General features: G+C 46.5%; 19 protein-coding genes and 1 other RNA gene. 17 read left to right on the top strand and 3 right to left on the bottom strand.

The window, feature by feature from the left end; all coding sequences use genetic code 11:
• The first annotated feature begins 310 nt into the window (after positions 1–310).
• From uppS to tilS, 14 genes are all read left to right on the top strand, one after another.
• Entirely contained in the window at positions 311–1,078 is a 768-nt protein-coding gene (uppS, locus tag IEW88_RS04135; protein ID WP_008900627.1) for a polyprenyl diphosphate synthase, read from the top strand.
• A gap of 5 nt (positions 1,079–1,083) precedes the next feature.
• Positions 1,084–1,947 (top strand): phosphatidate cytidylyltransferase, encoded by an 864-nt coding sequence (locus IEW88_RS04140; protein WP_053425488.1) that lies wholly within the window; start codon positions 1,084–1,086, stop codon positions 1,945–1,947.
• Positions 1,947–3,140 (top strand): 1-deoxy-D-xylulose-5-phosphate reductoisomerase, encoded by a 1,194-nt coding sequence (ispC, locus tag IEW88_RS04145; protein ID WP_147904931.1) that lies wholly within the window; start codon positions 1,947–1,949, stop codon positions 3,138–3,140. The genes IEW88_RS04140 and ispC overlap by 1 nt, the downstream gene beginning before the upstream one ends.
• Entirely contained in the window at positions 3,140–4,492 is a 1,353-nt protein-coding gene (gene rseP, locus IEW88_RS04150; RefSeq protein WP_147904930.1) for a sigma E protease regulator RseP, read from the top strand. Before ispC ends, rseP begins: the two co-directional genes overlap by 1 nt.
• 27 nt (positions 4,493–4,519) lie before the next feature.
• Entirely contained in the window at positions 4,520–7,012 is a 2,493-nt protein-coding gene (bamA, locus tag IEW88_RS04155; protein ID WP_147904929.1) for an outer membrane protein assembly factor BamA, read from the top strand.
• Positions 7,013–7,032: 20 nt separating this feature from the next.
• Positions 7,033–7,551: an OmpH/Skp family outer membrane protein gene (locus tag IEW88_RS04160; RefSeq protein WP_147904928.1), complete on the top strand. Its 519-nt coding sequence runs from the start codon at positions 7,033–7,035 to the stop codon at positions 7,549–7,551.
• On the top strand, positions 7,551–8,597 hold the full coding sequence (lpxD, locus tag IEW88_RS04165; RefSeq protein WP_147904927.1) for a UDP-3-O-(3-hydroxymyristoyl)glucosamine N-acyltransferase: 1,047 nt from the start codon (positions 7,551–7,553) through the stop codon (positions 8,595–8,597). The genes IEW88_RS04160 and lpxD overlap by 1 nt, the downstream gene beginning before the upstream one ends.
• A 17-nt stretch (positions 8,598–8,614) precedes the next feature.
• On the top strand, positions 8,615–9,067 hold the full coding sequence (gene fabZ, locus IEW88_RS04170; protein WP_053425494.1) for a 3-hydroxyacyl-ACP dehydratase FabZ: 453 nt from the start codon (positions 8,615–8,617) through the stop codon (positions 9,065–9,067).
• A gap of 1 nt (position 9,068) precedes the next feature.
• Complete coding sequence (gene lpxA / locus IEW88_RS04175; protein ID WP_053425495.1) at positions 9,069–9,839, top strand: acyl-ACP--UDP-N-acetylglucosamine O-acyltransferase; 771 nt, start codon at positions 9,069–9,071, stop codon at positions 9,837–9,839.
• Complete coding sequence (lpxB, locus tag IEW88_RS04180; protein ID WP_147904926.1) at positions 9,839–11,014, top strand: lipid-A-disaccharide synthase; 1,176 nt, start codon at positions 9,839–9,841, stop codon at positions 11,012–11,014. Before lpxA ends, lpxB begins: the two co-directional genes overlap by 1 nt.
• Positions 11,011–11,634, top strand: a complete 624-nt coding sequence (gene rnhB / locus IEW88_RS04185; protein WP_147904925.1) for a ribonuclease HII — start codon at positions 11,011–11,013, stop codon at positions 11,632–11,634. Before lpxB ends, rnhB begins: the two co-directional genes overlap by 4 nt.
• The gene (gene dnaE, locus IEW88_RS04190) at positions 11,627–15,097 is read left to right on the top strand and encodes a DNA polymerase III subunit alpha (protein ID WP_147904924.1); all 3,471 of its coding nucleotides are present in this window, start codon (positions 11,627–11,629) and stop codon (positions 15,095–15,097) included. Before rnhB ends, dnaE begins: the two co-directional genes overlap by 8 nt.
• A 17-nt stretch (positions 15,098–15,114) precedes the next feature.
• A complete protein-coding gene (gene accA, locus IEW88_RS04195) occupies positions 15,115–16,071 on the top strand; it encodes an acetyl-CoA carboxylase carboxyl transferase subunit alpha (RefSeq protein WP_147904923.1) in 957 nt (318 codons plus the stop codon).
• Positions 16,072–16,186: 115 nt separating this feature from the next.
• Positions 16,187–17,482 carry a tRNA lysidine(34) synthetase TilS gene (tilS, locus tag IEW88_RS04200; protein ID WP_147904922.1) on the top strand — a complete coding sequence of 432 codons (1,296 nt, stop codon included), beginning with the start codon at positions 16,187–16,189 and terminating at the stop codon, positions 17,480–17,482.
• A 97-nt stretch (positions 17,483–17,579) separates the two neighbouring features.
• Here tilS and IEW88_RS04205 read toward each other — a convergent pair whose 3' ends face one another.
• A complete protein-coding gene (locus IEW88_RS04205; protein ID WP_053425500.1) occupies positions 17,580–18,488 on the bottom strand; it encodes a GGDEF domain-containing protein in 909 nt (302 codons plus the stop codon).
• A gap of 156 nt (positions 18,489–18,644) precedes the next feature.
• Positions 18,645–19,790 carry a patatin-like phospholipase family protein gene (locus IEW88_RS04210; protein ID WP_053425501.1) on the bottom strand — a complete coding sequence of 382 codons (1,146 nt, stop codon included), beginning with the start codon at positions 19,788–19,790 and terminating at the stop codon, positions 18,645–18,647.
• 129 nt (positions 19,791–19,919) lie between these two features.
• Here IEW88_RS04210 and IEW88_RS04215 point away from each other — a divergent pair, with 129 nt between their 5' ends.
• The 3 genes from IEW88_RS04215 to ffs all read left to right on the top strand — a co-directional run bounded on the left by IEW88_RS04215 (position 19,920) and on the right by ffs (position 21,551).
• On the top strand, positions 19,920–20,792 hold the full coding sequence (locus IEW88_RS04215) for a DUF3014 domain-containing protein (protein ID WP_053425502.1): 873 nt from the start codon (positions 19,920–19,922) through the stop codon (positions 20,790–20,792).
• A complete protein-coding gene (locus IEW88_RS04220) occupies positions 20,792–21,382 on the top strand; it encodes a lysophospholipid acyltransferase family protein (RefSeq protein ID WP_147904921.1) in 591 nt (196 codons plus the stop codon). The genes IEW88_RS04215 and IEW88_RS04220 overlap by 1 nt, the downstream gene beginning before the upstream one ends.
• Positions 21,383–21,453: 71 nt before the next feature.
• Positions 21,454–21,551: signal recognition particle sRNA small type (gene ffs / locus IEW88_RS04225), an RNA gene on the top strand.
• A 76-nt stretch (positions 21,552–21,627) separates the two neighbouring features.
• Here ffs and IEW88_RS04230 read toward each other — a convergent pair.
• Positions 21,628–22,128, bottom strand: a complete 501-nt coding sequence (locus IEW88_RS04230; protein WP_147904920.1) for an LURP-one-related/scramblase family protein — start codon at positions 22,126–22,128, stop codon at positions 21,628–21,630.
• Between the last annotated feature and the right edge of the window lie 71 nt (positions 22,129–22,199).

Genomic DNA, 22,199 nt, shown 5'->3' on the forward strand with positions numbered 1-22,199 from the left:
GCGACGCTTTGATCGCGAAACGAGGAGCGAAGTTTAGTGAATCTAAATGAGCGACGAGAGACAAGGAGCAAGGCGCCGCCAGACGAACCCGAAGGGCAGCGTCTGGCCGGCCTTTCTGCCGCGTTAGAGCCTGCTGATGTAGAATAACTACACTACGCAGTCTCTGCCTTGCATAAAAACCGGCCAAACTGCTGCAAAAACAACCCTGAAACGTAAACACGCCCTAACACCCCAACCCTGATTAGGGAAATAGCGCCGTGTAGGGTATACTTCGCGGCGTTTTTTATTATTGTGACAAGGTCAGATTCAGATGACAGAAGTGCAAACCGCGTTACAAAACGCGTTGCCACAACATGTCGCCATTATCATGGACGGCAACGGACGCTGGGCTGAACGGCAGGGCAGACCTCGGGTATGGGGTCATAAAAAAGGTGTCGATGCAGTGCGTCGCGCCGTGAGCTTTTGCCGTAAATTAGGCATCCAGTCTCTTACCTTATTTGCCTTTAGCAGTGAAAACTGGCGTCGACCTGAAGACGAAGTCAGCGGTTTGATGCAGCTGTTTTTACTGGTATTACAGCAGGAAGTGAAAACCCTGCACAAAAACAATGTACGGCTGAATATTATCGGAGACTTGTCTCCTTTTAGCGACAAACTAAAACAACATATTAAAGAGGCGCAACAGCTTACAGCTCAGAATACAGCTTTGACCCTGAATGTGGCTGCTAATTATGGCGGACGCTGGGACATAGTGCAGGCAGCACAACAATTAGCGCAAAAAGTCGCTGATGGTGAGATGACTGCAGCACAAATTGACGAACAATTGTTATCAGGTTGCATGCAAATGCATGACCAGCCCGAGTTGGATCTAATGATCCGTACCGGTGGTGATGTACGCATCAGTAACTTTTTGTTGTGGCAAGCTGCTTATGCTGAGTTATGGTTTACCGAAACCTTATGGCCTGACTTTGATGATCAGGTGTTTTCGGAAGCTTTGGCAACCTACGCCAGTCGGGAGAGGCGTTTTGGTTGTACCGGAGCACAGATCCGTGAGCTGGCAATGCGTCCGATACAAGGATAACCAATTTGTTTAAGCAACGAGTAATTACAGCCCTGATCATGGCGCCTTTGGCGCTAGCCGCAGTTTTTTTCCTACCTCTACACTATTTTGCCATTTTTATCGCTGCCGCTTTTTTGATTGGGGCCTGGGAGTGGAGTTTATTCTGCGGCTACAGAACCAAACCCAGCCAATATAGTTTTATAGCCATTGTGGCCCTGAGTATGGCGCTGATTTATTGGCAATTGCCAGATACGGCCTATTGGCCTGTACAGCTGGATCATTTAAGCAACAGCTTATTAGCCATGGGTGTGGTGTGGTGGTTGATAGCAGTGCTGCTGGTATTAAGTTATCCGCGTAGCAGCCAAAGTTGGGCTCAGGGCCATTTACGCCGGGCTTTAATGGGCTGGTTCACCCTGGTGCCAGCCTGGACAGCTTTACTTTTGATCCGCTCTGTCGATTTTCATCAGTCCAGTTACACTGGAGCCTGGTTGATTTGTTTACTGTTAGGTATTGTTTGGGCTGCTGATATAGGCGGTTATTTTATTGGTAAGCCTTTTGGTAAACGCAAATTATTGCCAGCTGTCAGTCCGGGTAAAACGCTGGAAGGTATGCTCGGTGGTGTCGGTTTTGTGATGCTGCTGGTTACAGCTGTGGCTTATTACCAAGGCTTTCCGGAAGAAACCGTCACCTGGTATCTGGCCGCTTTAGTGCTGACTATTTTGTCGGTATTTGGTGATCTAAGCGAAAGTATGTTTAAACGTGTGGCTGGCTTAAAAGACAGTGGCAGCATTATCCCGGGTCATGGCGGTATTTTGGATCGTATCGACAGCCTGACGGCCACAGCACCGTTATATGCTGTGTTGGTTGCCTTGATCGGAGGCTTCGCGTAATGCGGACTTTAGTGATCCTGGGCGCTACAGGCTCTATAGGCTGCAATACACTGGATGTTGTGGCTATGCACCCCGATGACTATCAGGTGTTAGGGTTAACAGCTGCCACTCAGGTGGATAAGCTGTTTGTGCAAATTCAGCAGTTTAAGCCTCGTTATGCGGTGATGACAGACCCATTAGCCGCAGACCAATTACGTCAATTGGTGAAAGAGGCTAATCTTCCGACTGAAGTTTGGGCTGGTGCTGGGGCCCTTTGTGATTTAGCTGCTCATCCTGATGTCGACATAGTGATGGCCGCTATTGTTGGTGCAGCGGGTTTATTACCTACTTTAGCTGCTGTTGAACAAGGCAAAACTGTATTACTGGCTAATAAAGAAGCGCTGGTGATGAGTGGTGAGTTGTTTATCAATAAAGTGCAGCACTATGGTGCGACTTTATTGCCGATAGACAGCGAACACAACGCTATTTTTCAGTGTTTGCCTGCCGCTTTACAGCAAAATACCGCCACACAACAATTATCTGATTACGGTATCAGTAAACTGTTGCTGACTGGCAGTGGTGGCCCGTTTTTACGCAAAGACCTGCACGAATTCTCAAGCATTACGCCCGCTCAGGCTGTAGCTCATCCGAACTGGGTGATGGGGCAAAAAATCTCAGTCGACAGCGCCACCATGATGAATAAAGGCCTGGAATTTATTGAAGCGCGCTGGTTATTTAATTGTGCTGCCGACGACATTCAGGTGGTGATCCATCCACAAAGTATTATCCATTCGATGGTGCAATACACAGACGGCTCTGTGCTGGCACAATTGGGGCAGCCCGATATGCGTACTCCTATAGCTCATGCGCTGGCTTACCCAAAACGTATTCAGACTCATGTCAAACCGCTGAATTTTTTTGAATTAGCCGATTTCAGCTTCTCTAAACCAGAACCAGCGCGATACCCGAATTTATATCTGGCGATAGCTGCCTGTAGTTATGGTCAGGGCGCTACCACGGCGCTGAACGCTGCCAATGAGATGACAGTCGCGGCATTTTTAGCTGGTCAGATTCGCTTTACGGATATAGCGCAGCTGAATGAAAAAGCGTTGGAGCGTTTTGCCTCTATAAAAGCGCCTGATTTAGAAAGTATTCTGAGCCTTGACCAACAGGCCAGAATTTATGTGCACGATCAATTGAAAAAGGTGAGTTAATGTCGGGTTTTATCTGGAATTTAATCAGCTTTGTCATTGCTATTGGCCTGCTGGTGACTGTGCATGAGTTTGGTCATTTTTGGGTGGCTCGAAAAAATAATGTGCTGGTGAAACGTTTTTCTATAGGTTTTGGTAAAGCTATTTACCGTTGGCGCGACAAACAAGGCACTGAATTTGTAATTGCTATGATCCCATTGGGTGGTTATGTCCGGATGCTGGATGAGCGGGTAGACCCTGTATTACCGCAATTTAAAGACTTAAGCTTTAACAGCAAAACGGTTTGGCAACGTATGGCCATTATTGCCGCAGGTCCTGTGGCAAATTTTCTGTTCGCTATTGTGTTGCTGTGGGGCATGTATTTAATTGGTGTGCCGAATATCAAGCCTGTGATAGGGCAGGTAACAGCCGAATCTATTGCTGCTAAAGCAGGTGTGCCAGCCAATGCCCAAATCACGGCAATTAATGGTGAGTCTGTGGAAGACTGGCGCGCTATCAGCTTATTGCTGGTTGAGCAAGTCGGTAGTCGGGCTGTGGACATTACAGTGCAGCAACTTGAGGGCAGCGACCAAAGTTATCAGCTGGATTTAACAGATTGGGCCTTTGACCCGGACAAACAAAGCGTTTTTGGTAGTTTAGGCCTGGAGCCACTGCGACCAGAGGTTCTCAATGAGATCAGCCAGATCCAGCCAGGTTCAGCAGCTGAAACTGGGGGTTTGCAGTTGGGTGATAAACTGGTTTCTGTGGATGGAAAAGCTGTAGCTGACTGGAACTCCGTGGTCACTTTGGTGCAAAACAGCCCTGATAAGCCTCTGCTTTTTGGTATCGAACGTAACGGGCAGAGCATGGATATTCTGGTCACTCCTCAAAGCCGTGAAACCGCTGATGGTTTTCATCAGGGGTATTTGGGGGTCAGTCCAAAAGTTTTACCCTGGCCTGAACATTTATTGTTCACTCAGCAATATGGCCCTGTACAGGCGGTTGTTGTTGGGGTAGAAAAGACATGGCAATTGGTGCGGTTAAGCTTCTCAATGATTGGAAAATTCATTTTTGGTGATATTTCTGTCAAACATTTAAGTGGACCAATTTCGATAGCACAAGGCGCTGGAAGCAGCGCAGATATTGGCTTGATTGCCTTTATTTCCTTTTTAGCACTGATCAGTGTCAACCTTGGGGTGATAAATTTACTGCCCCTACCTATTTTGGATGGTGGCCATTTAATGTATCTTGTGCTGGAACTAATACGCGGCAAACCTGTCTCTGAGAAGGCGCAGGAGCTGGGTTTCCGGATCGGAGCTCTGTTGCTGCTGACATTAATGGGAATTGCGCTGCTCAACGATATTTCTCGTTTGTAATAAACTAATCAAAAGTAGTCCAAAACAATGACAATTAAACGATTAGTAGCCGCGATGTTACTTGCTGGTTTAAGTAACTCGGTGCTCGCTGAACAATCATTTACTGTGCAAGACATTCAGGTCGAAGGCTTGCAACGTGTTGCGCTTGGTGCAGCATTAAATAATCTGCCGTTTAACATTGGCGATACCATCACAGATACGACTTTATCCCGCAGTATCAAAAGTCTGTATGCTGCAGGGCACTTTGACGATATTCAGGTGTTTCGTGATGGCAGTACTGTTATTTATCGCTTAAAAGAGCGTCCAACCATCAATAACATTGAGTTTGATGGCAACAAAGACATCAAAGAAGAGCAGTTAAATGAAAGTTTAACAGGTCAAAAGATTATTGTTGGCGAGCCTTTAGATAAAACCGTGATCAAAGAAGTTGAAAACGGCTTAACAGAGTTCTACCACGGCGTAGGTAAATACAACGCCACGGTCAAGATGAAGGTCACGTACTTACCTCGTAACAGGGTCAACCTGAAGATTGAATTTGAAGAGGGGGATGCCGCTTCTGTCCGTCAGATCAACGTGGTAGGTAACGAGTTATTCAGTGACGAAGAGCTGCTGAAAAATATCGAATCTAAGTACGATTTGCCCTGGTGGCGCTTTTTGTCTTCAGACCGTTACCAAAAGCAAACCTTACAAGGTGACTTTGAGAAAATTCGTAGTTACTACCTAGACCGGGGTTACCTGCGTTTTAACATTGATGCGAATCAGGTTTCCGTCAGTACAGATAAAAACTCAGTGTATGTGACGCTGAACGTGACTGAAGGTGAGCAGTACACTATTACTGGTGTGGATTTTGTCGGTGACTTAATAGGTCAGGATGCTTTTATTAAGGCACTTTTGCCGCTGAAAGCAGGACAGTTATACAACGGCGCTCTGGTGACCTATACCGAAGAGAGTATTGCTAAGTTACTGGCCCGTTTTGGTTATGCTAATTCTAAAGTTCGTACCATCCCGACCATCAATGATGATACCAAAGAAGTGGCTTTAACCATCAGTGTGGAGCCAGGAAAGCGGGTGTATGTGCGTCGTCTGGAAGTCGCAGGTAATGCCTCAACCAAAGATGAAGTCATTCGTCGTGAAGTCCGTCAGATGGAAGGTGCCTGGTTATCCAACGATGCGCTGGAGTTGTCCAAAGAGCGTATTCAGCGTTTACCTTATATCGAAAAAGTCGAATTCGAAACCAAAGAAGTTGCTGGTGTAGATGACAAAGTTGATGTCAGCTACAAAATTAAAGAACAGCCGTCAGGTAACTTTAATGCCGGTATCTCTTATGGTGATTTCCAGGGCTTGTCCTTCCAAATTGGGGTTGAACAGCAAAACTTCTTTGGTACTGGTAACTCGGCTGGAATCAGCTTAAGCACTAACAGATACAACAAACAGATTTCGTTGTCTGTTACAGATCCCTACTTTACGCTGGATGGGGTGAGTCTGGGTGGGCAGATTTTCTATTCAGACACAGACTATTCCAGTTTGTCGTCTAACTTAGAAGCCTACAAACAAAAACGTTATGGTTTTGGCGCTTCTATTGGTTATCCGATTAACGAATACAACAGGTTAAACTTCGGCAGTAACTATGCTGTGAACGAAATTAACTCTTTGTCTGAATATGATCAGTTGCGTCATTTCAGAGCTGTACTGATGGATAAGAATGACCCGGATGGCGGCTACAAGTTTACTAACTATGAACTGGTTGCAAGTTGGATCCAAAGCACATTGAACCGTGGTTTATTCCCAACAGCTGGTCATGAAATGGTATTAAGTGGTCGTATTACGACACCTAATTCTGATTTGCAGTACTTCAAAACGACTTTTGAAGCCCGTAAGTACATTCCTTTAAGTAATGACCACCGCTGGTCGTTCTTAAGTAAGCTGGAACTTGGCTATGGTAATGGTTACGGTAGCAAAGATGGTTATGATTATACGCTGCCATTTACCGACAACTTCTATGCTGGTGGTCAGAATTTACGTGGTTTTGAAGCTCGTATTATCGGTCCTCATGCGATTTATCGTCAGATTAGTACAGTTCCTGGATTACCTAATCCAACAGGGCTGGCCGGGGCTTTCCCGACTGACCCAAGTTTTGACACTTATTTAGTGTCACCACGATCAACGGGTGGTAATGCCATGGCTATTGCTACCCTTGAGTTAATCACACCAACACCTTTTGTTGGTGAGGATTATGTGAACCAGATACGTACCAGCCTGTTTGTTGATGCAGGTAACGTCTGGGATACAGAGTTTGATTTAAGTCGTTACGACGGTCTAAGCCCAACGACAAGTCAGAATTTTAACAGTCCTGCGCTGTTAGACTATTCAGATCCAGGCTTAATACGTATTTCGACGGGTCTTTCTCTGCAATGGATTTCGCCTATGGGTCCATTGACATTTAGTTTGGCTAAAATCATCCAGAAAGAAGAGGGTGATGATCAAGAAAACTTTAGTTTCAATATTGGTACTACATTCTAAATTTATGGGAAATGGAAAACATGTTTAAGCAAAGCTTAGCAAAAACTGCATTAGTGTTGATGGCTGGTCTGTTCATGGCTGGTACTGTTGCAGCAAAAGAAATGAAAATTGGTTTGGTGGATGTGCAAGCTATTGTCGCTCAATTGCCTCAAACGACCTCTATTCAAAATACATTAAAAGCTGAGTTCGAAGGCCGTATCGCTGAAGTACAAAAGCTGGAAAAAGACATTGCTTTTAATCAGGAAAAATTAAAGCGTGATGGCGCAACCATGAACGACCAGCAGAAAAAAACTCTGCAAGGCGAGATGGAAAAACAAATGCGCAGTTACGAGCAGTTAGCTCGTCCATTGGATGAAGACTACCGTAAGCGTCAGGCTGAAGAGCGTAATAAGCTGATGGGCTTAGTGAAAACTGCCATCGATGCTATTGCGAAAAAAGACAACTATGACCTGATCTTAAATGCTCAGGCTGGTGTGTTCGTTAAACCTGAATATGACATCTCTAATGCTGTTGTAGCTCAGGTGAGCAAAGCCAAATAATGGCTAAGCTTACTCTGGCTTTTATAGCTGAGCAGCTCGATGCTCAGCTAGTTGGAGACGCCACGGCACTGATCAGTGCCGTTGGCACATTAGAAGACGCCACAGGATCTCAGTTAAGCTTCTTATCCAACAGCAAGTACCGTAAATTCTTACAATCGACTCAAGCCGGTGCTGTGCTGATCAAAGCTGAGGACCAGAGCTATTGTCCGGTCAATGCACTGATCGTAAAAGACCCTTATGTGGCATTTGCGAAAATAGCTCAATTATTAGATTCCACACCTGCTGCCGCTTATGGGCGGGGGCAGAATATAGTGATAGACCCTTCTGCTTCCGTAGCGGATTCTGCCGTTATTGGCCCCAACGTGGTGATATCCGCTGGAGCTGTGATAGGTGAGAATGTACAGATTGGCGCCGGTTGTTTTGTTGGTGAACAGGCTCATATAGCCGATGGCTGTAAAGTTTGGCCTAATGTGACCCTCTACCACGGCGTACGGCTTGGAAAAAACTGTCTGGTGCACAGCGGCGCAGTGATAGGTGCAGATGGTTTTGGTTTTGCCAATGAACGTGGCCGCTGGCTAAAAATTCCTCAGGTCGGTACTGTCATCATAGGTGACGATACTGAAATTGGCGCTAATACCACCATAGATCGTGGTGCATTAGGCGATACAGTGATTGGCAATAACGTTATTCTGGACAATCAGGTACAAATTGCTCACAACGTGCAGATTGGCGATCATACCGCCATTGCGGGTTGCACAGTGGTCGCGGGCAGCACTAAAATTGGCCGTTACTGCATTATTGGTGGTGCTTGTGCTATCAATGGTCATATGGAGATTTGTGATGGCGTGCAAATCACCGGCATGTCGATGATTATTAAGTCTATTACCGAAAAAGGTATCTATTCATCCGGTACTCCGGCCAGCACTAATCTGGAATGGCGGAAAAATAGCGTCCGGTTTCGTCAACTGGATCAGATGTATCAAAAATTACGGGAACTTGAACAGCAAATGGCTGTTTTATCCCAACCGCCTTCAAAAGACGAATAAAATAAAAGAGGTTCACTTTGGCTAACCAATTGAATATCCTTGAAATACAGGAAATCATGGCCCTGTTGCCGCATCGCTATCCATTTTTAATGATCGACCGGGTTTTGGATTTCACTCCAGGCGAATCTTTGACTGCTATTAAAAACGTGACTATTAACGAACCTATATTCACTGGTCATTTCCCTACTATGCCAATTTTCCCAGGCGTGTTAATTCTGGAAGCGCTCGCCCAGGCCACGGGTATTTTGGGCTTTAAAACAGTAACAGAACGTGCTGAAAACGAGCTGTACTTATTTGCTGCTATAGACGAAGCTCGTTTTAAGAAACCAGTAGTTCCTGGTGATCAGCTGGTATTAGAAGTGAAGTTCTTAAAAGAACGCCGTAATTTGTGGAAGTTTTATGGTGAAGCCAAAGTGGATGGCCAGGTCGTTTGTAGTGCTGAATTGATGTGTGCCAGAAGAGAGCTTTAATATGATCCATCCTACCTCTGTGATTGAAACAGGTGCTGTACTTGGCCAGAACGTCAAAGTTGGACCATTTTGTTATATCGCTGCCAATGTGGTGATCGGTGATAACACTGTGCTTGAATCTCATGTGGTGCTCAAAGGCCCGACCGTTATAGGTAAAGGCAATCACTTTTACCAGTTCACCAGCATAGGTGAAGATTGTCAGGACAAAAAATACAACGGCGAGCCAACGGAACTTATTATTGGTGACAACAATGTATTCCGTGAAAATTGCACTGTGCATCGTGGCACTATTCAGGACAAAGGGGTCACCCGTATAGGGTCGAATAACCTCTTTATGAATAACACTCATGTGGCGCATGACTGCGTGATTGGTGATAACGTGATTTTTGCCAGCGGTGCTCAGTCTGCCGGCCATGTGCACATTGGTGACTGGGCTATTTTAGGCGGTATGAGTGGTATTCATCAGTTCTGTCATATAGGTGCTCATGCCTTTATCGGTGGAGGCTCTATTGTAGTCAAAGATGTTCCTCCTTACCTGATGGCACACGGCTCCCATGCTGTTCCGGCTGGTTTAAATGTTGAAGGTTTAAAACGTCGTGGCTTCAGCGCCGATGCGATTTTAGAAGTACGCCGCGCTTATAAAGAAGTCTATCGCAAAGGTTTAACAGTGCAGGAAGCTCTGGATGCTCTGGCAGAGAAATCTGCCGAATTCCCGGAAGTCAAAGCCTTCACTGATTTTATCGCCAACTCCAGCCGTGGCATTATCCGCTGATGGGTGAATTGCAATCCAAGATAGCTCCTTATTCAGTGAAAGTCGCCTTAGTCGCCGGAGAACATTCCGGCGATATTTTAGGTGCTGATTTAATTCGCGCTTTGAAGCTTTTGTACCCGCAGGCTGAATTTTATGGCATAGGCGGTGAGCGGATGAAAGCCGAAGGCTTTAGCGCTTTGTTTGATATGGAAGAGCTGGCGGTGATGGGCATAGTGGAGGTGTTAGGCCGCTTGCCACGTTTGCTGCTGGTGCGCAAAGAGCTGCTGGGGCATCTTACTGCCACACAGCCTGATGTCTTTATCGGTATAGACGCACCGGATTTTAATATTCCGGTGGAGCTCAAACTCAAAGCCGCTGGTATTAAAACTGTACATTATGTCAGCCCGTCGGTCTGGGCCTGGCGGCAAAAACGTATTTTTAAAATAGCCAAAGCCACCAATATGGTGCTGGCGTTATTGCCTTTTGAAAAAGCCTTTTACGATAGATTTGATGTGCCATGCAGTTTTGTGGGGCATACGCTGGCCGATCAAATGCCTTTGCAGCCTGATAAAGCCGCAGCCAAAACTGAACTGGGTTTAAACCCCGAAGCACCAGTGCTGGCTATTATGCCGGGTAGCAGAACCAATGAAATCAAATTATTAGCTGCAGATTATCTGCTTGCTGCACAGGAACTAAAACGTCAGCAACCTGATTTGCAGCTGATTTGTAATATGGTGACAGAACAAAAAGCGCAGTTGTTCAAGCAAATCAAACAACAGGTCGCGCCGGATTTAGTGGTGCAACTGGAAATTGGTAAAGCCCGCACTACTTTAACGGCGGCTGATGCTGTGTTTATCGCCTCAGGTACTGCCACCTTAGAAGCCATGCTGGCCAAAACCGCTATGGTGGTGGGCTACAAGATGAACTGGCTGACGCATCAAATTGCCAAATGGTTAGTGAAATTGAAGTTCTTTAGCCTGCCGAATTTATTGGCTGATAAAGCCTTAGTGACTGAACTGCTGCAAGAGCAGGTAACGGTAGAGAATTTAGTCAAAGCTATGGCACCTTTATTACAAGATCAAAAAGCGCAGCAAGCATGCGTTGGCTCTTTTACAGAGCTGCATCAATTGATCCGCTGTAACGCCAGCGAACAAGCTGCTGCGGCAATAGCAAAAGTGATGGAAAACCCTGTATGAGTGTTAAAGCTCTGAATGCTGAAACGTACCAAAGACCAGCAGTCGCATTGATTTGTGGTGTAGACGAAGTAGGACGGGGCCCGCTTGTTGGCGCTGTAGTGACAGCTGCTGTAATACTGGATCCGAATAACCCTATTATTGGCTTAAACGATTCGAAAAAACTGTCAGAAAGAAAACGCCTGCAGCTTGCTGAAGAAATTAAAGCTAAAGCTTTAAGCTGGAGCTTAGGCCGTGCTGAAGTACATGAAATTGACAGTTTAAATATTCTCCACGCCACTATGCTGGCGATGACCCGTGCTGTACAGGGCTTACATATCAAGCCGGAATGGGCCTTAATAGACGGCAACCGTGTGCCGAAAGATATAGGTGTTCAGGCCAGTGCTGTGGTGAAAGGGGATGCTTTAGTGCCGGAAATCAGTGCTGCTTCTATTTTGGCCAAAGTGGCGCGGGATGAAGAAATGCAGCAGCTGGATGCCACTTATCCGCACTATGGTTTTGCTGGTCATAAAGGTTATCCGACTGCTGAGCATTTAGCTGCCATTAAAACCCATGGTGTGATCGCAGAGCACAGACGCAGTTTTAAGCCAGTCCGGGATGTATTGGAGCAGATGCATGGCTGATCCGGCTTTTATTCATTTACGAGTGCACAGCGACTTTTCGATGGTCGATGGCATCAAAAAAATAAAGCCTATAGTCAAAGCGGCGAAAGAGCTGAATATGCCTGCGCTTGCTTTAACAGACCAGATGAACATGTGTGGTCTGGTGCGTTTTTACAGTACTGCGCACGAAGCTGGTATTAAGCCGATAGTAGGTGCTGATTTATGGGTGCAGCATCCGCTGTTTCCGGGCGAGGCTTGTCGTTTATTGATTTTGGCCTCTGATAATACCGGCTACCAGAACCTGACCATGTTGCTGTCCAAGGCCTATTTACGTGGCCATGTGCATCATAAACCACAGATTGATCACGACTGGCTGGTGGAATACAAAGAAGGCCTGATTGTCTTATCAGGTGCTAAAGACGGCCCTTTAGGCAAAGCCTTAATTAAAGGTAATGCACCCAGCGCTTTGGCCTTAGTGCAGTTTTATCGTGAACATTTCCCAAACCGGTTTTTTATTGAACTGACCCGAACTGGTCGTCCTGACGAAGAAACTTATATTCAGGCTGCAGTAGAGCTGGCAGAGCGCGAACAGTTGCCTGTGGTTGCCACTAATGAAGTGGTGATGTTAAGCCCTGACGATTTTCCTGCTCATGAAATCCGTGTTGCCATTCATGATGGTTACACTTTAGAAGATAAAAGACGGCCAAAAAATTACAGCGAGCAGCAGTATCTGCGATCAAGCGACGAAATGCTGGAGCTGTTCTCCGATATTCCTGAAGCCTTACAAAACTCAGTTGAAATCGCCAAACGCTGTAATGTCACCATACGTTTAGGGGAATACTTCCTGCCGGCTTTCCCGACTGGTGGTTTATCCGACGCTGATTTTTTGGTTTTAAAATCAAAAGAAGGTCTGGAAAAACGTCTGCTACAGTTATTTCCTGATCCACAAGTGCGTGAAGTTAAACGGGTTGAATACGACGAACGTTTAGATATTGAACTTGGCGTTATTAACCAGATGGGTTTCCCTGGTTACTTCCTGGTCGTGATGGAATTTATCCAGTGGAGTAAAGACAACGATATTCCGGTAGGCCCTGGCCGGGGGTCGGGTGCTGGTTCCCTGGTGGCTTATGCACTGAGCATTACCGACCTTGACCCGCTGGAATTTGACTTACTGTTTGAACGTTTCTTAAACCCAGAACGGGTATCAATGCCTGACTTTGACGTCGACTTCTGTATGGACAGGCGCGACGAGGTGATAGAACACGTCTCCGACATGTATGGCCGTGAGGCGGTATCTCAGATTATCACCTTCGGTACTATGGCGGCTAAAGCTGTGATCCGTGATGTAGGACGTGTCTTAGGCCATCCTTATGGTTTTGTTGACCGAATCTCTAAGCTTATTCCACCCACGCCTGGCATGACACTGGAACAGGCTTTTAAAGAAGAGCCACGTTTACCTGAGCTTTATGAGGCCGATCAGGAAGTGAAAGACCTGATAGACATGGCACGTCAGCTCGAAGGTGTCACCCGAAACGCCGGTAAACACGCTGGTGGTGTGGTGATAGCGCCGACTAAAATTACCGACTTTGCACCTGTCTATTGCGATGAAGAGGGCAATAACCCCGTCACTCAGTTTGATAAAAACGACGTGGAATATGCAGGTCTGGTCAAGTTCGACTTCCTGGGTTTGCGTACCCTGACTATCTTGCAGTGGGCTGTGAATATGACCAACGAGCGTCTGGCCCGTGAAGGCAAGCCGCTGGTCGATATCAATACGATACCGCTGACCGACCGTAAAAGTTTTGACGTGCTGATGAAGGCGGATACCACAGCGGTATTCCAGCTTGAATCCCGTGGTATGAAAGACTTAATACGCCGTCTGCAACCCGACTGCTTCGAGGATATGATAGCGCTAGTGGCGCTGTTTCGGCCTGGTCCTTTGCAGTCCGGCATGGTGGATAACTTTATCGACCGTAAACGCGGCCGCGAAGAGATTTCCTATCCGGACTCGACCTGGCAGCATGAGTCACTCAAACCTATTCTGGAGCCGACCTACGGTATTATCCTGTACCAAGAACAGGTCATGCAAATCGCGCAGGTGTTGTCTGGTTATTCACTGGGCGGCGCTGACTTATTACGCCGTGCTATGGGTAAAAAGAAACCAGAAGAGATGGCTAAGCAGCGCGATACCTTCCGTGATGGTGCTGTGGCGAATGGCGTCGATGCCGAACTATCGATGAAAATCTTCGACCTGGTAGAGAAGTTCGCAGGCTACGGTTTTAACAAATCTCACTCCGCTGCTTATGCGCTGGTGTCCTACCAGACGCTGTGGATGAAGGCGCATTATCCGGCTGAGTTTATGGCCGCCGTCATGTCTGCCGATATGGATAACACCGATAAAATCGTTATTCTGGTGGATGAATGTGAGCACATGAAGCTCAAATTGATCCCGCCTGATGTGAATTCTGGTGAATATAAATTTACAGTAAACCGCCAGGGCCATATCGTCTATGGCATAGGCGCGATAAAAGGTGTGGGTGAAGGTCCGGTTGAAGCTATTTTAGCGGCGCGCGCTAAACACGGAAGCTTCACAGACTTGTTCGACTTCTGTAATAAAGTTGATTTAAAACAGCTGAATCGTCGCGTCATTGAAAAGCTGATTTTATCCGGTGCTATGGACCAGTTAGGCCCACACCGTGCGGCGATGATGGCGACTTTAGAAGAAGCGATGAAAGGCGCAGAGCAGCAGGCCAAAGCCGAAGCCATGGGCCAGTCAGATTTATTTGGTCTAATGGCGCCCGAGCCTGAACATGCCGCCAGTGCCTTTAAACAAGTGCCAATCTGGCCGGATGAAGTCTGGTTGGAAGGTGAAAGGGAAACCTTGGGTTTATACCTGACAGGCCACCCGATCAACCGTTATCTGGAAGAGTTACCGCATTACAGTACTGGCCGTTTAGTCGATATGCAGCCAGGTCGACGCGATCAGGTGGTGCATGCAGCAGGTTTAGTCTTGTCTGTACGCACAATGATCAATAAAAAAGGCAGACGCTGGGCTATTGTCACTTTAGATGACAAATCTGCCCGCTTAGATGTACGTTTTTTCCCCGAACAGTTCGAAAACTTCGAGCATTTGCTGCAAAAAGACAAAATTTTGGTGGTGTCGGGACAGGTCAGCTTTGATGATTTCAGTGGTGGCCTTACAATGTCCGGCCGCGAAGTAGTGGACATCATAGCTGCACGGGAAAAATGCTTAAAATCTTTGACCTTAACTGTACATCAACAGCAAATGGGACTGGATTATCTGCAAAAACTGCAGCAAGCTATGCACGAATTTAAATTAGGCACAGTGCCTGTAAAGCTGGTGTACCAGCGTGACGAAGGTCAAATCACTGTGGCTCTGGGCACCGAATGGTGGGTGACCCCAACAGACGCTTTGTTGCATCAATTGCGACAATTAGCAACAATACAACTGGATTTTCATTAATTAGGTAGTGACAGTCGATGATGCTGAATTATTTAGAGTTTGAGCAACCGATTGCGGAACTTGAAGCCAAAATAGAAGAACTTCGCAAAGTAAGCCGCAATGGCGAGTTTGATCTCGGCCTTGAAGAAGAAGTAAACAAGCTAAAGGAAAAAAGCTTAACTCTGACCAAAAAGATTTTCGCAGAGTTAGGTGCCTGGCAGGTTGCTCAGTTAGCCCGTCATCCGTTGCGTCCTTACACGCTGGATTATATTAAACATATTTTCACTGACTTTGACGAGTTTGCCGGTGATCGTACTTTTGCTAACGATCCTGCCATTGTCTGCGGTACAGCCCGTTTAGGTGATAAAACTGTGATGGTGATTGGTCATCAAAAAGGCCGTGACACTTCAGAGAAAATCAAACGTAACTTTGGTATGCCAAAACCTGAAGGCTACCGCAAAGCCTTGCGTATGATGGAAATGGCGGAGCGTTTTAATTTGCCCATTATCACCTTTATCGACACGCCTGGTGCATACCCAGGTGTGGGCGCTGAAGAACGTGGTCAAAGTGAAGCTATAGCCCGTAACCTGAAAGTGATGGCTGGCCTGAAAGTGCCGGTGCTCTGTACTGTGATAGGCGAGGGTGGTTCTGGTGGTGCTTTAGCCATTGGCGTCGGCGATCAGGTCAATATGCTGCAATACAGCACCTATTCGGTGATTTCACCTGAAGGTTGTGCTTCTATTTTGTGGAAAAGCGCTGATAAAGCCCCTATTGCTGCCGATGCCATGGGCATTACTGCACCGCGTTTAAAAGAACTGAACCTGATTGACGACATCGTCAGTGAGCCTTTAGGTGGAGCACACCGCAATCACGAGCAAATGGCGCAAAGTTTAAAGCAGGCGTTATTGCGTGATTTGGCCAAGCTGGAAAAACTCAGCCTTGAAGAATTGCTGGACAGACGGTATAAGCGTTTAATGTCTTTTGGCTACTGCTAATAGAGCCGTTGTGCCTGAAGCTGTATAAAATCAGCGGGCATAGTGGGAAAGGGCGGGGATAAAAACCGCCCTGCAAGCCGCCGTAAGGCGGTTTTTGTATTTAGGATCATTGTTTTTGAATAGTTCTGAGTTACTGGCACCACTGCGCTTGAACATCCAACAGCTTGGTTTAAACCTGCTGGTGCTTGGCTTATCCGGTGGGCTGGACTCTATGGTGTTGCTGGAACTTTGCCATCAGTTGACTCAAAGTTCAGCTGTCAAGCTCAAAGCTGTGTATATCCATCATGGTTTAAGTGCCAATGCCGATCAGTGGGCTGCTTTTTGTCAGCAGCAATGCCTTAAGCGTAACGTTCCCTTTGAAGTACAAAAAGTACAGCTGAACCCTACTGCCAATATTGAAGCTCAGGCCCGTGCCGCCCGTTATTCGGCTTTAGCTGCTTTTGTTACCACTCCCCAAACTGCATTATTAACGGCTCACCATGCCGATGATCAACTGGAAACTTTGTTGCTGGCACTAAAACGTGGCGCAGGTCCGGCCGGTTTATCCGGTATTGCCGCTTTGCAGCCTTTTGCTGCAGGTTGGTTAGTGCGGCCTTTATTAGATTTTAGCCGTGAGCAACTGGAAGTCTTTGCACAAGGGCAGCAGCTTAAGTGGATCGAAGATGAAAGTAATAACGACAATAGATTTGACCGTAACTTTTTGCGTTTAGAGGTCATTCCGTTACTGCAACAGCGCTGGCCGGCGTTCCGACAAAATGCGCTACGTTCTGTTGCCCATATTCAGCAGCAACAGCAGTTTGTTGAGAAACAGCTTGATCAGCTATTACCTGCTGTAATGCATGAGGCTGAATTAGATTTAAAACTACTAACGTTGCAAGACTTAATCACACAAAAGCTGTTAGTGCGCCGCTGGTTGGCTTTAACTGGGCTTAATCCATCCACCGACTGGCTGGAGCGATTCTTTTCTGAGTTGATTCAGGCTAAAGCCGACGCTCAGCCTCTGCTGGAACTGGATGGGTATCAAATCCGCCGGTTTGCCAACAAGGCTTATATCACGCAAGTTACAGAGGTTCCGCAGCCTGGGGTTTGGCTCGAATTAAAACCAGGACAACAGTTAAACACTGTGGTAGGTCAATTTATCCTGAACGTGGAAAACAAAGGTACAGCTTTGTTACTCACAGGTGATCCTGTGTATCTGGTATTTGGGCTTTTTAGCTTGCCGTTTAAACCTGCAGGACAGCGGCATAATAAAGAGTTAAAACAGTGGCTGAAGTTGTGGGCTATACCGCCCTGGCAACGCTTGCTGTTGCCTGTGCTGGTGCAAAACAATCAGGTAGTTGCGGTTATAGGACTTGCCTCTAACTCGACTAAAGAACAAGCCACTGCTTTTATCGACTGGCAAAAACCTTAAACTAAAACTGCGCCAAATCGCGGGTAAAAAAAAGGGCTGTTGGATCTTCTGTCCTTTAGCCCCAAGGTTCGACGACTAAAACCTATACTGATCCGCATCAGGCCTGATTCAACAACGCCACCTTCACTGCATTTTTACCCGCTAATTTAGCTTGTGATAAAGCTTCATCAGCACGGCTGAATAACAGTTCTGATTTTTGATTGGGTGCCAGATGTGCTAAACCTGCGCTCGCTGTGACTGCAAACTGATTACAGACATGATGCTGGTTGATCGCCTTCACCAGACGATGAGCGACCAATTCAGCCGACAAGGCATCGTCTGCTGTCAGTAAGATAGCAAATTCATCACCACCAAAACGGAATAAACAATCGCTGGCTCTTAAGGTTTGACGCATAGCATCAGCCACTGCAATCAGCACATCATCACCAGCAGGGTGACCAAAGTTGTCGTTGGTTTGTTTAAAGTTATCCAAATCCAACAGAATTAATGCACAGGCTTCTTTGCGTCTGTGTGCCAACTGCACTGCACGCTCAAACTGATCGTCAAAATGACGTCTGTTTCCCAAGTCGGTTAAGCTGTCTTTTAACGCTAACTGTTGTAAACGCACAACCACCAGCGTATTGCGAAGTGGATACAGCCATTGACGTTCCAACTGCCATAACTGATGCTGGATCAACGGAGTAAACGCCTGATCAGACTGATAATTCAGCTCCGCCAGGCACTGCTCATTGAGCATCAACACACTGCGATGCTCAAAATGGCCATCTTCAGAGCCCGGTGCCAGGTATTTGCCTACAGCGGTTTGCAATTGGATAGAGCGCAAAGGCAAAACTTTGCCAGCGGCCATTGAATAAATCTGGAGTTGATCTGCAAGATCCAGACTGGTTTGTAACTGCTCTGGCAGAGTCGCCGGATCTGTCGATAAACCAGACCAATGCGGCTGACTGGTGACGCCAGCGTAGCTGGTTCCACTTAAAGTCATATCTTGTAAACCATATAATTCCACTGCCGATACTCCGGAGCATATCAAGGATATCTGGAATTTGCAGGTATTGTGCCACTTTAATAAGTGAATGATCTTATTGATTTTTTCAATTATGCATTTAGTAATGACGACTTTTTGACGGCAAAGGCTGGCTAAAATTTGCCTCTGATAGCACCTTCATGAACGCAAGAAATCTAACAGTTCAGGCATTTGTTGTATGGCATCCTGATAACCAATTTCAATCAGGCGTTTGGTATAAGACTTCTCAAACAACAGGTAGCTGGTCAAGCTCGATTCTGAATGCTGGGTGATGCCTGTTAACCGCAATAAACTTCGAACGGCCATCGGCAGCTGCAAAAAGTGCTGGCTGGCAATTTCATTAAAGTTCACGCTGGGATTGATTAAAAAGCTTTCTACTTTCTTCAGATCAGTCGGAATATTGTGTGCGTTTAAGGTATCTACGGTTTTATTGATCCTGTTCATGCGTTCTAAATCGGCATTCAGCGTATCCGAAAAAATCGTATCCAACAAATGACCAGCCACAGTAGCTAAACCAGGATGATGCGGCATAGCGTTCGCCAAGTCGCGGGTTCTGGGTTGCTCTAAACCTATGATCAGTATTTTTTCGGCTCCTAAATGAATAGGAGCACTCAGTGGTGATAACTGATTGACTGAACCATCGCCATAATAATGTTGGTGAATACGCACAGAAGGAAACACCAGAGGGATAGCAGCTGAAGCTAATAAATGATGAATACCCAGTAAAGTTTTTTGGCCACAGCGTTTGGCTCTGCGCCACTCGCTGGCTTCATTGCCTTGAAAAAAAGTAATGGAGTCTCCCGTGTTGTAACTGGACGCTGTGACAGAAACGCTGGATAAATAACCGCCCTGAATGTTACGGTCTATGCGCTGTAAATCAACAATGTTATGCAGCAACAAACGCAGAGGTTTATTGTCCAGTAAGCTGACAGGCCTCTTATTGGCATAACCAGCTTGAAAGGCGCTTAAAAAACCACGTAACAAATGCCAGCCCAGACGTAAATAATCAGAGTAGTACACTTGATGGGTATGAAAATTGCGCCAGACCCACTCAATTTTTTTTACGCCTAAATGAAAGCACGACGCATAGCAGGCAATACCAGTGGCATTGATGGCCCCTGCAGAGGTGCCACAAATAATCTCAAACGGAATTTTACTATTGCGTGGGTAATGCTGAGCCAGTGCTTTAAGCACGCCGACCTGATAAGCGGCTCTTGCTCCGCCCCCTGTCAGCAGCAAAGCAACTTTTTTATTAGTGTTTTCACCTTTTTTATTATCAGTCACTGAAACTTCTTAACTCTTTACAGACTCTCTGTTTATATATTGCTGAAAAGCAAAATAAATGCAACGCTATAGCTAGTTTTTCAATGGCTTAATATCACTGTCCCGAATAAGTGAAAGGAAAAAACAGAAATGACCGAGAAGGCTCCTGGCACAGGCCAGCAACAATATTACATAGGTTTAGCAGTGGTCGCTGTGACCCTTATTGCGATTGCCTGGTTTTTCTTCCGGGCTGAGGATACTTTGGTTGCAGAGCCTGAACCTACGCCAGTTCCGACCGTGCAACAGCCAGCACCTGCTGATGTACTGACTGCAGATAAAGAACCTGTCGATAGTTTGACAGTACAGGCTCAGGATGAAACTCCTTTGCAGGAGACACCACTGGACGATGCTGTGGCGGTTGAACCTACAGTGAAGTTACCCAGTCTGGATAACTCAGATGCAGAAGTGAAAAGTGGTTTATTAGGTTTACGCTGGAAGGCCGGTTTAGCCTCGTTGTTTGTGACAGAAGACATGATCCGCCGTTTTGTGGTCAATGTGGATAATATCGCTCAAGGCACATTGCCAAAAAATCAGCCACTGTTTCAACCCATGACAGTGAAGTTTGCCACCTTACCTGCTGATGGCGGAGCAGTGCAGCTGGACCCGGCTAACTTTGAGCGTTATGAGCCTTACCTGCAATTGCTGGAAAGCGTTTCAGTGACTGAAGTGAAACGTTTATTTGAATACTATTATCCGCTGATGCAGCAGGCTTATGCTGAGTTAGGCTACCCCAATGCTCAGTTTCGTGTACGTTTGCAGGAAGCGATTAAAGTACTGTTAGCAACTCCTGAAGTGGCCCCCCCTATGGTATTAGCCCGTCCTAACGTCTATTACACTTATGCCGACCCGGAGATTGAAGCTTTGCCTTTAGCGCAACGTCAAATGATCCGTTTAGGGCCTGACAATCAAAAACGCTTAAAACGCGTGTTAGAAGCACATCAGCTGGTGCTGGCTCAGCCTTAATGCCGGCTTTACCTGCTATTCCGGCAAGTTTGCCACGCCGTCACAGTAACCTTGGCCAGAAACTTGGCCTCTGGTTGCTGAAGCTGCTGGGGGGCTGGAGTATTCAGGGCGAAGTTCCTGCCCACAAAAAGATGGTCATTGCTGTTGCCCCTCATACCTCGAATCAGGATTTTTTTGTTGGTATAGCCGCAGCTTTGGCTCTGGATCTTAACATTCGTTTTTTAGGCAAACACAGTATCTTTGTCTGGCCAGTGAAAGGTCTGTTGACTGCTTTGGGAGGCATCCCGGTCGATCGCAGTCATGCTCATGGCGTAGTAGGACAGGTGGTTGCTGAGTTCGAACAAAGCGATGCGTTGCTCTTGGGGTTATCGCCTGAGGGCAGTCGAAAGAAAGTAGCACAATGGCGTTCCGGATTTTGGCATATCGCCAAACAAGCCGATGTACCTATTTGTTTGGTCGGGCTGGATTATCAAAGCAAACAGTTTGTATTTGGTCCTTGTCTAACCCCTGGTGAAAATTTCGCCGATGATTTGCAGCAAATGCGCGCATTTTTTCAGCAAATGACCGCAAAATATCCAGAAAATGCTTAAGTTCTTGCACAGCCAAAAGCTTTTAAGCATAATGCGCGCACCAGTTTTACTGGTACCTTCAATGGTGGCCTCATCGGTCCTCCCGCAATACTAATTCGTTCACCTGGTCAGGTCCGGAAGGAAGCAGCCAAAGCGGATAACGTATGTGCCGGGATGTCGGCTGGTGAGGTCGCCACCCAACTGTTCTCTGTAACTACCTGCTGTAGTTATGTGTTGCCTAACAGTCAGGCTTGACTGCATCTGTATCAATCATCATCTACTGTCGAGTTTTTACCTGAGTGTTGAATGCGGTCTATGACAATCACTGCTGCCAGCAACTGGGCTGTTAATTTAGGCTCGTAAATATCCACACCGTAAGTATCTGACCAGCTAAACCAGGACTTCGACACTTCTGCCAGTACCTTGCCGTTTTGGCTGATTTTGTATTCGTGTTGCCATAAATTACCGTGCATCTCAAGTTCGCCTGCTGGGCCTGTTATCGTAAAACGACTGGTCCAGAACGGCCAAAAACATTTGCGGATCAGCCACTCACTGCCATCAGCGCAGATCAATCGGCAAGCCGGCATGATGGTCAGATACTTACGTTTGATTTTTAAAAGCTCCACGCCGCGGCTGTCAAACAGGGTTTGGCTGCTGGAGATACTGAAAAACTTGCCTTTGGCGCTAAAAGCCGCGTTGCCGTTTTCATCTTCAATAGTAAAGCTGTCGGTCAGGCTGAATATCTTTTGTTTGATTTTATATTTCATGGGGGCAGCTCCTGCTTTAACATCAGCCTTATGCTGCCTGAGTTTTACGCTGGAGCAAAGTCATAACATAA

Source organism: Rheinheimera tangshanensis (assembly GCF_014645135.1).
Classification (GTDB): domain Bacteria; phylum Pseudomonadota; class Gammaproteobacteria; order Enterobacterales; family Alteromonadaceae; genus Pararheinheimera; species Pararheinheimera tangshanensis.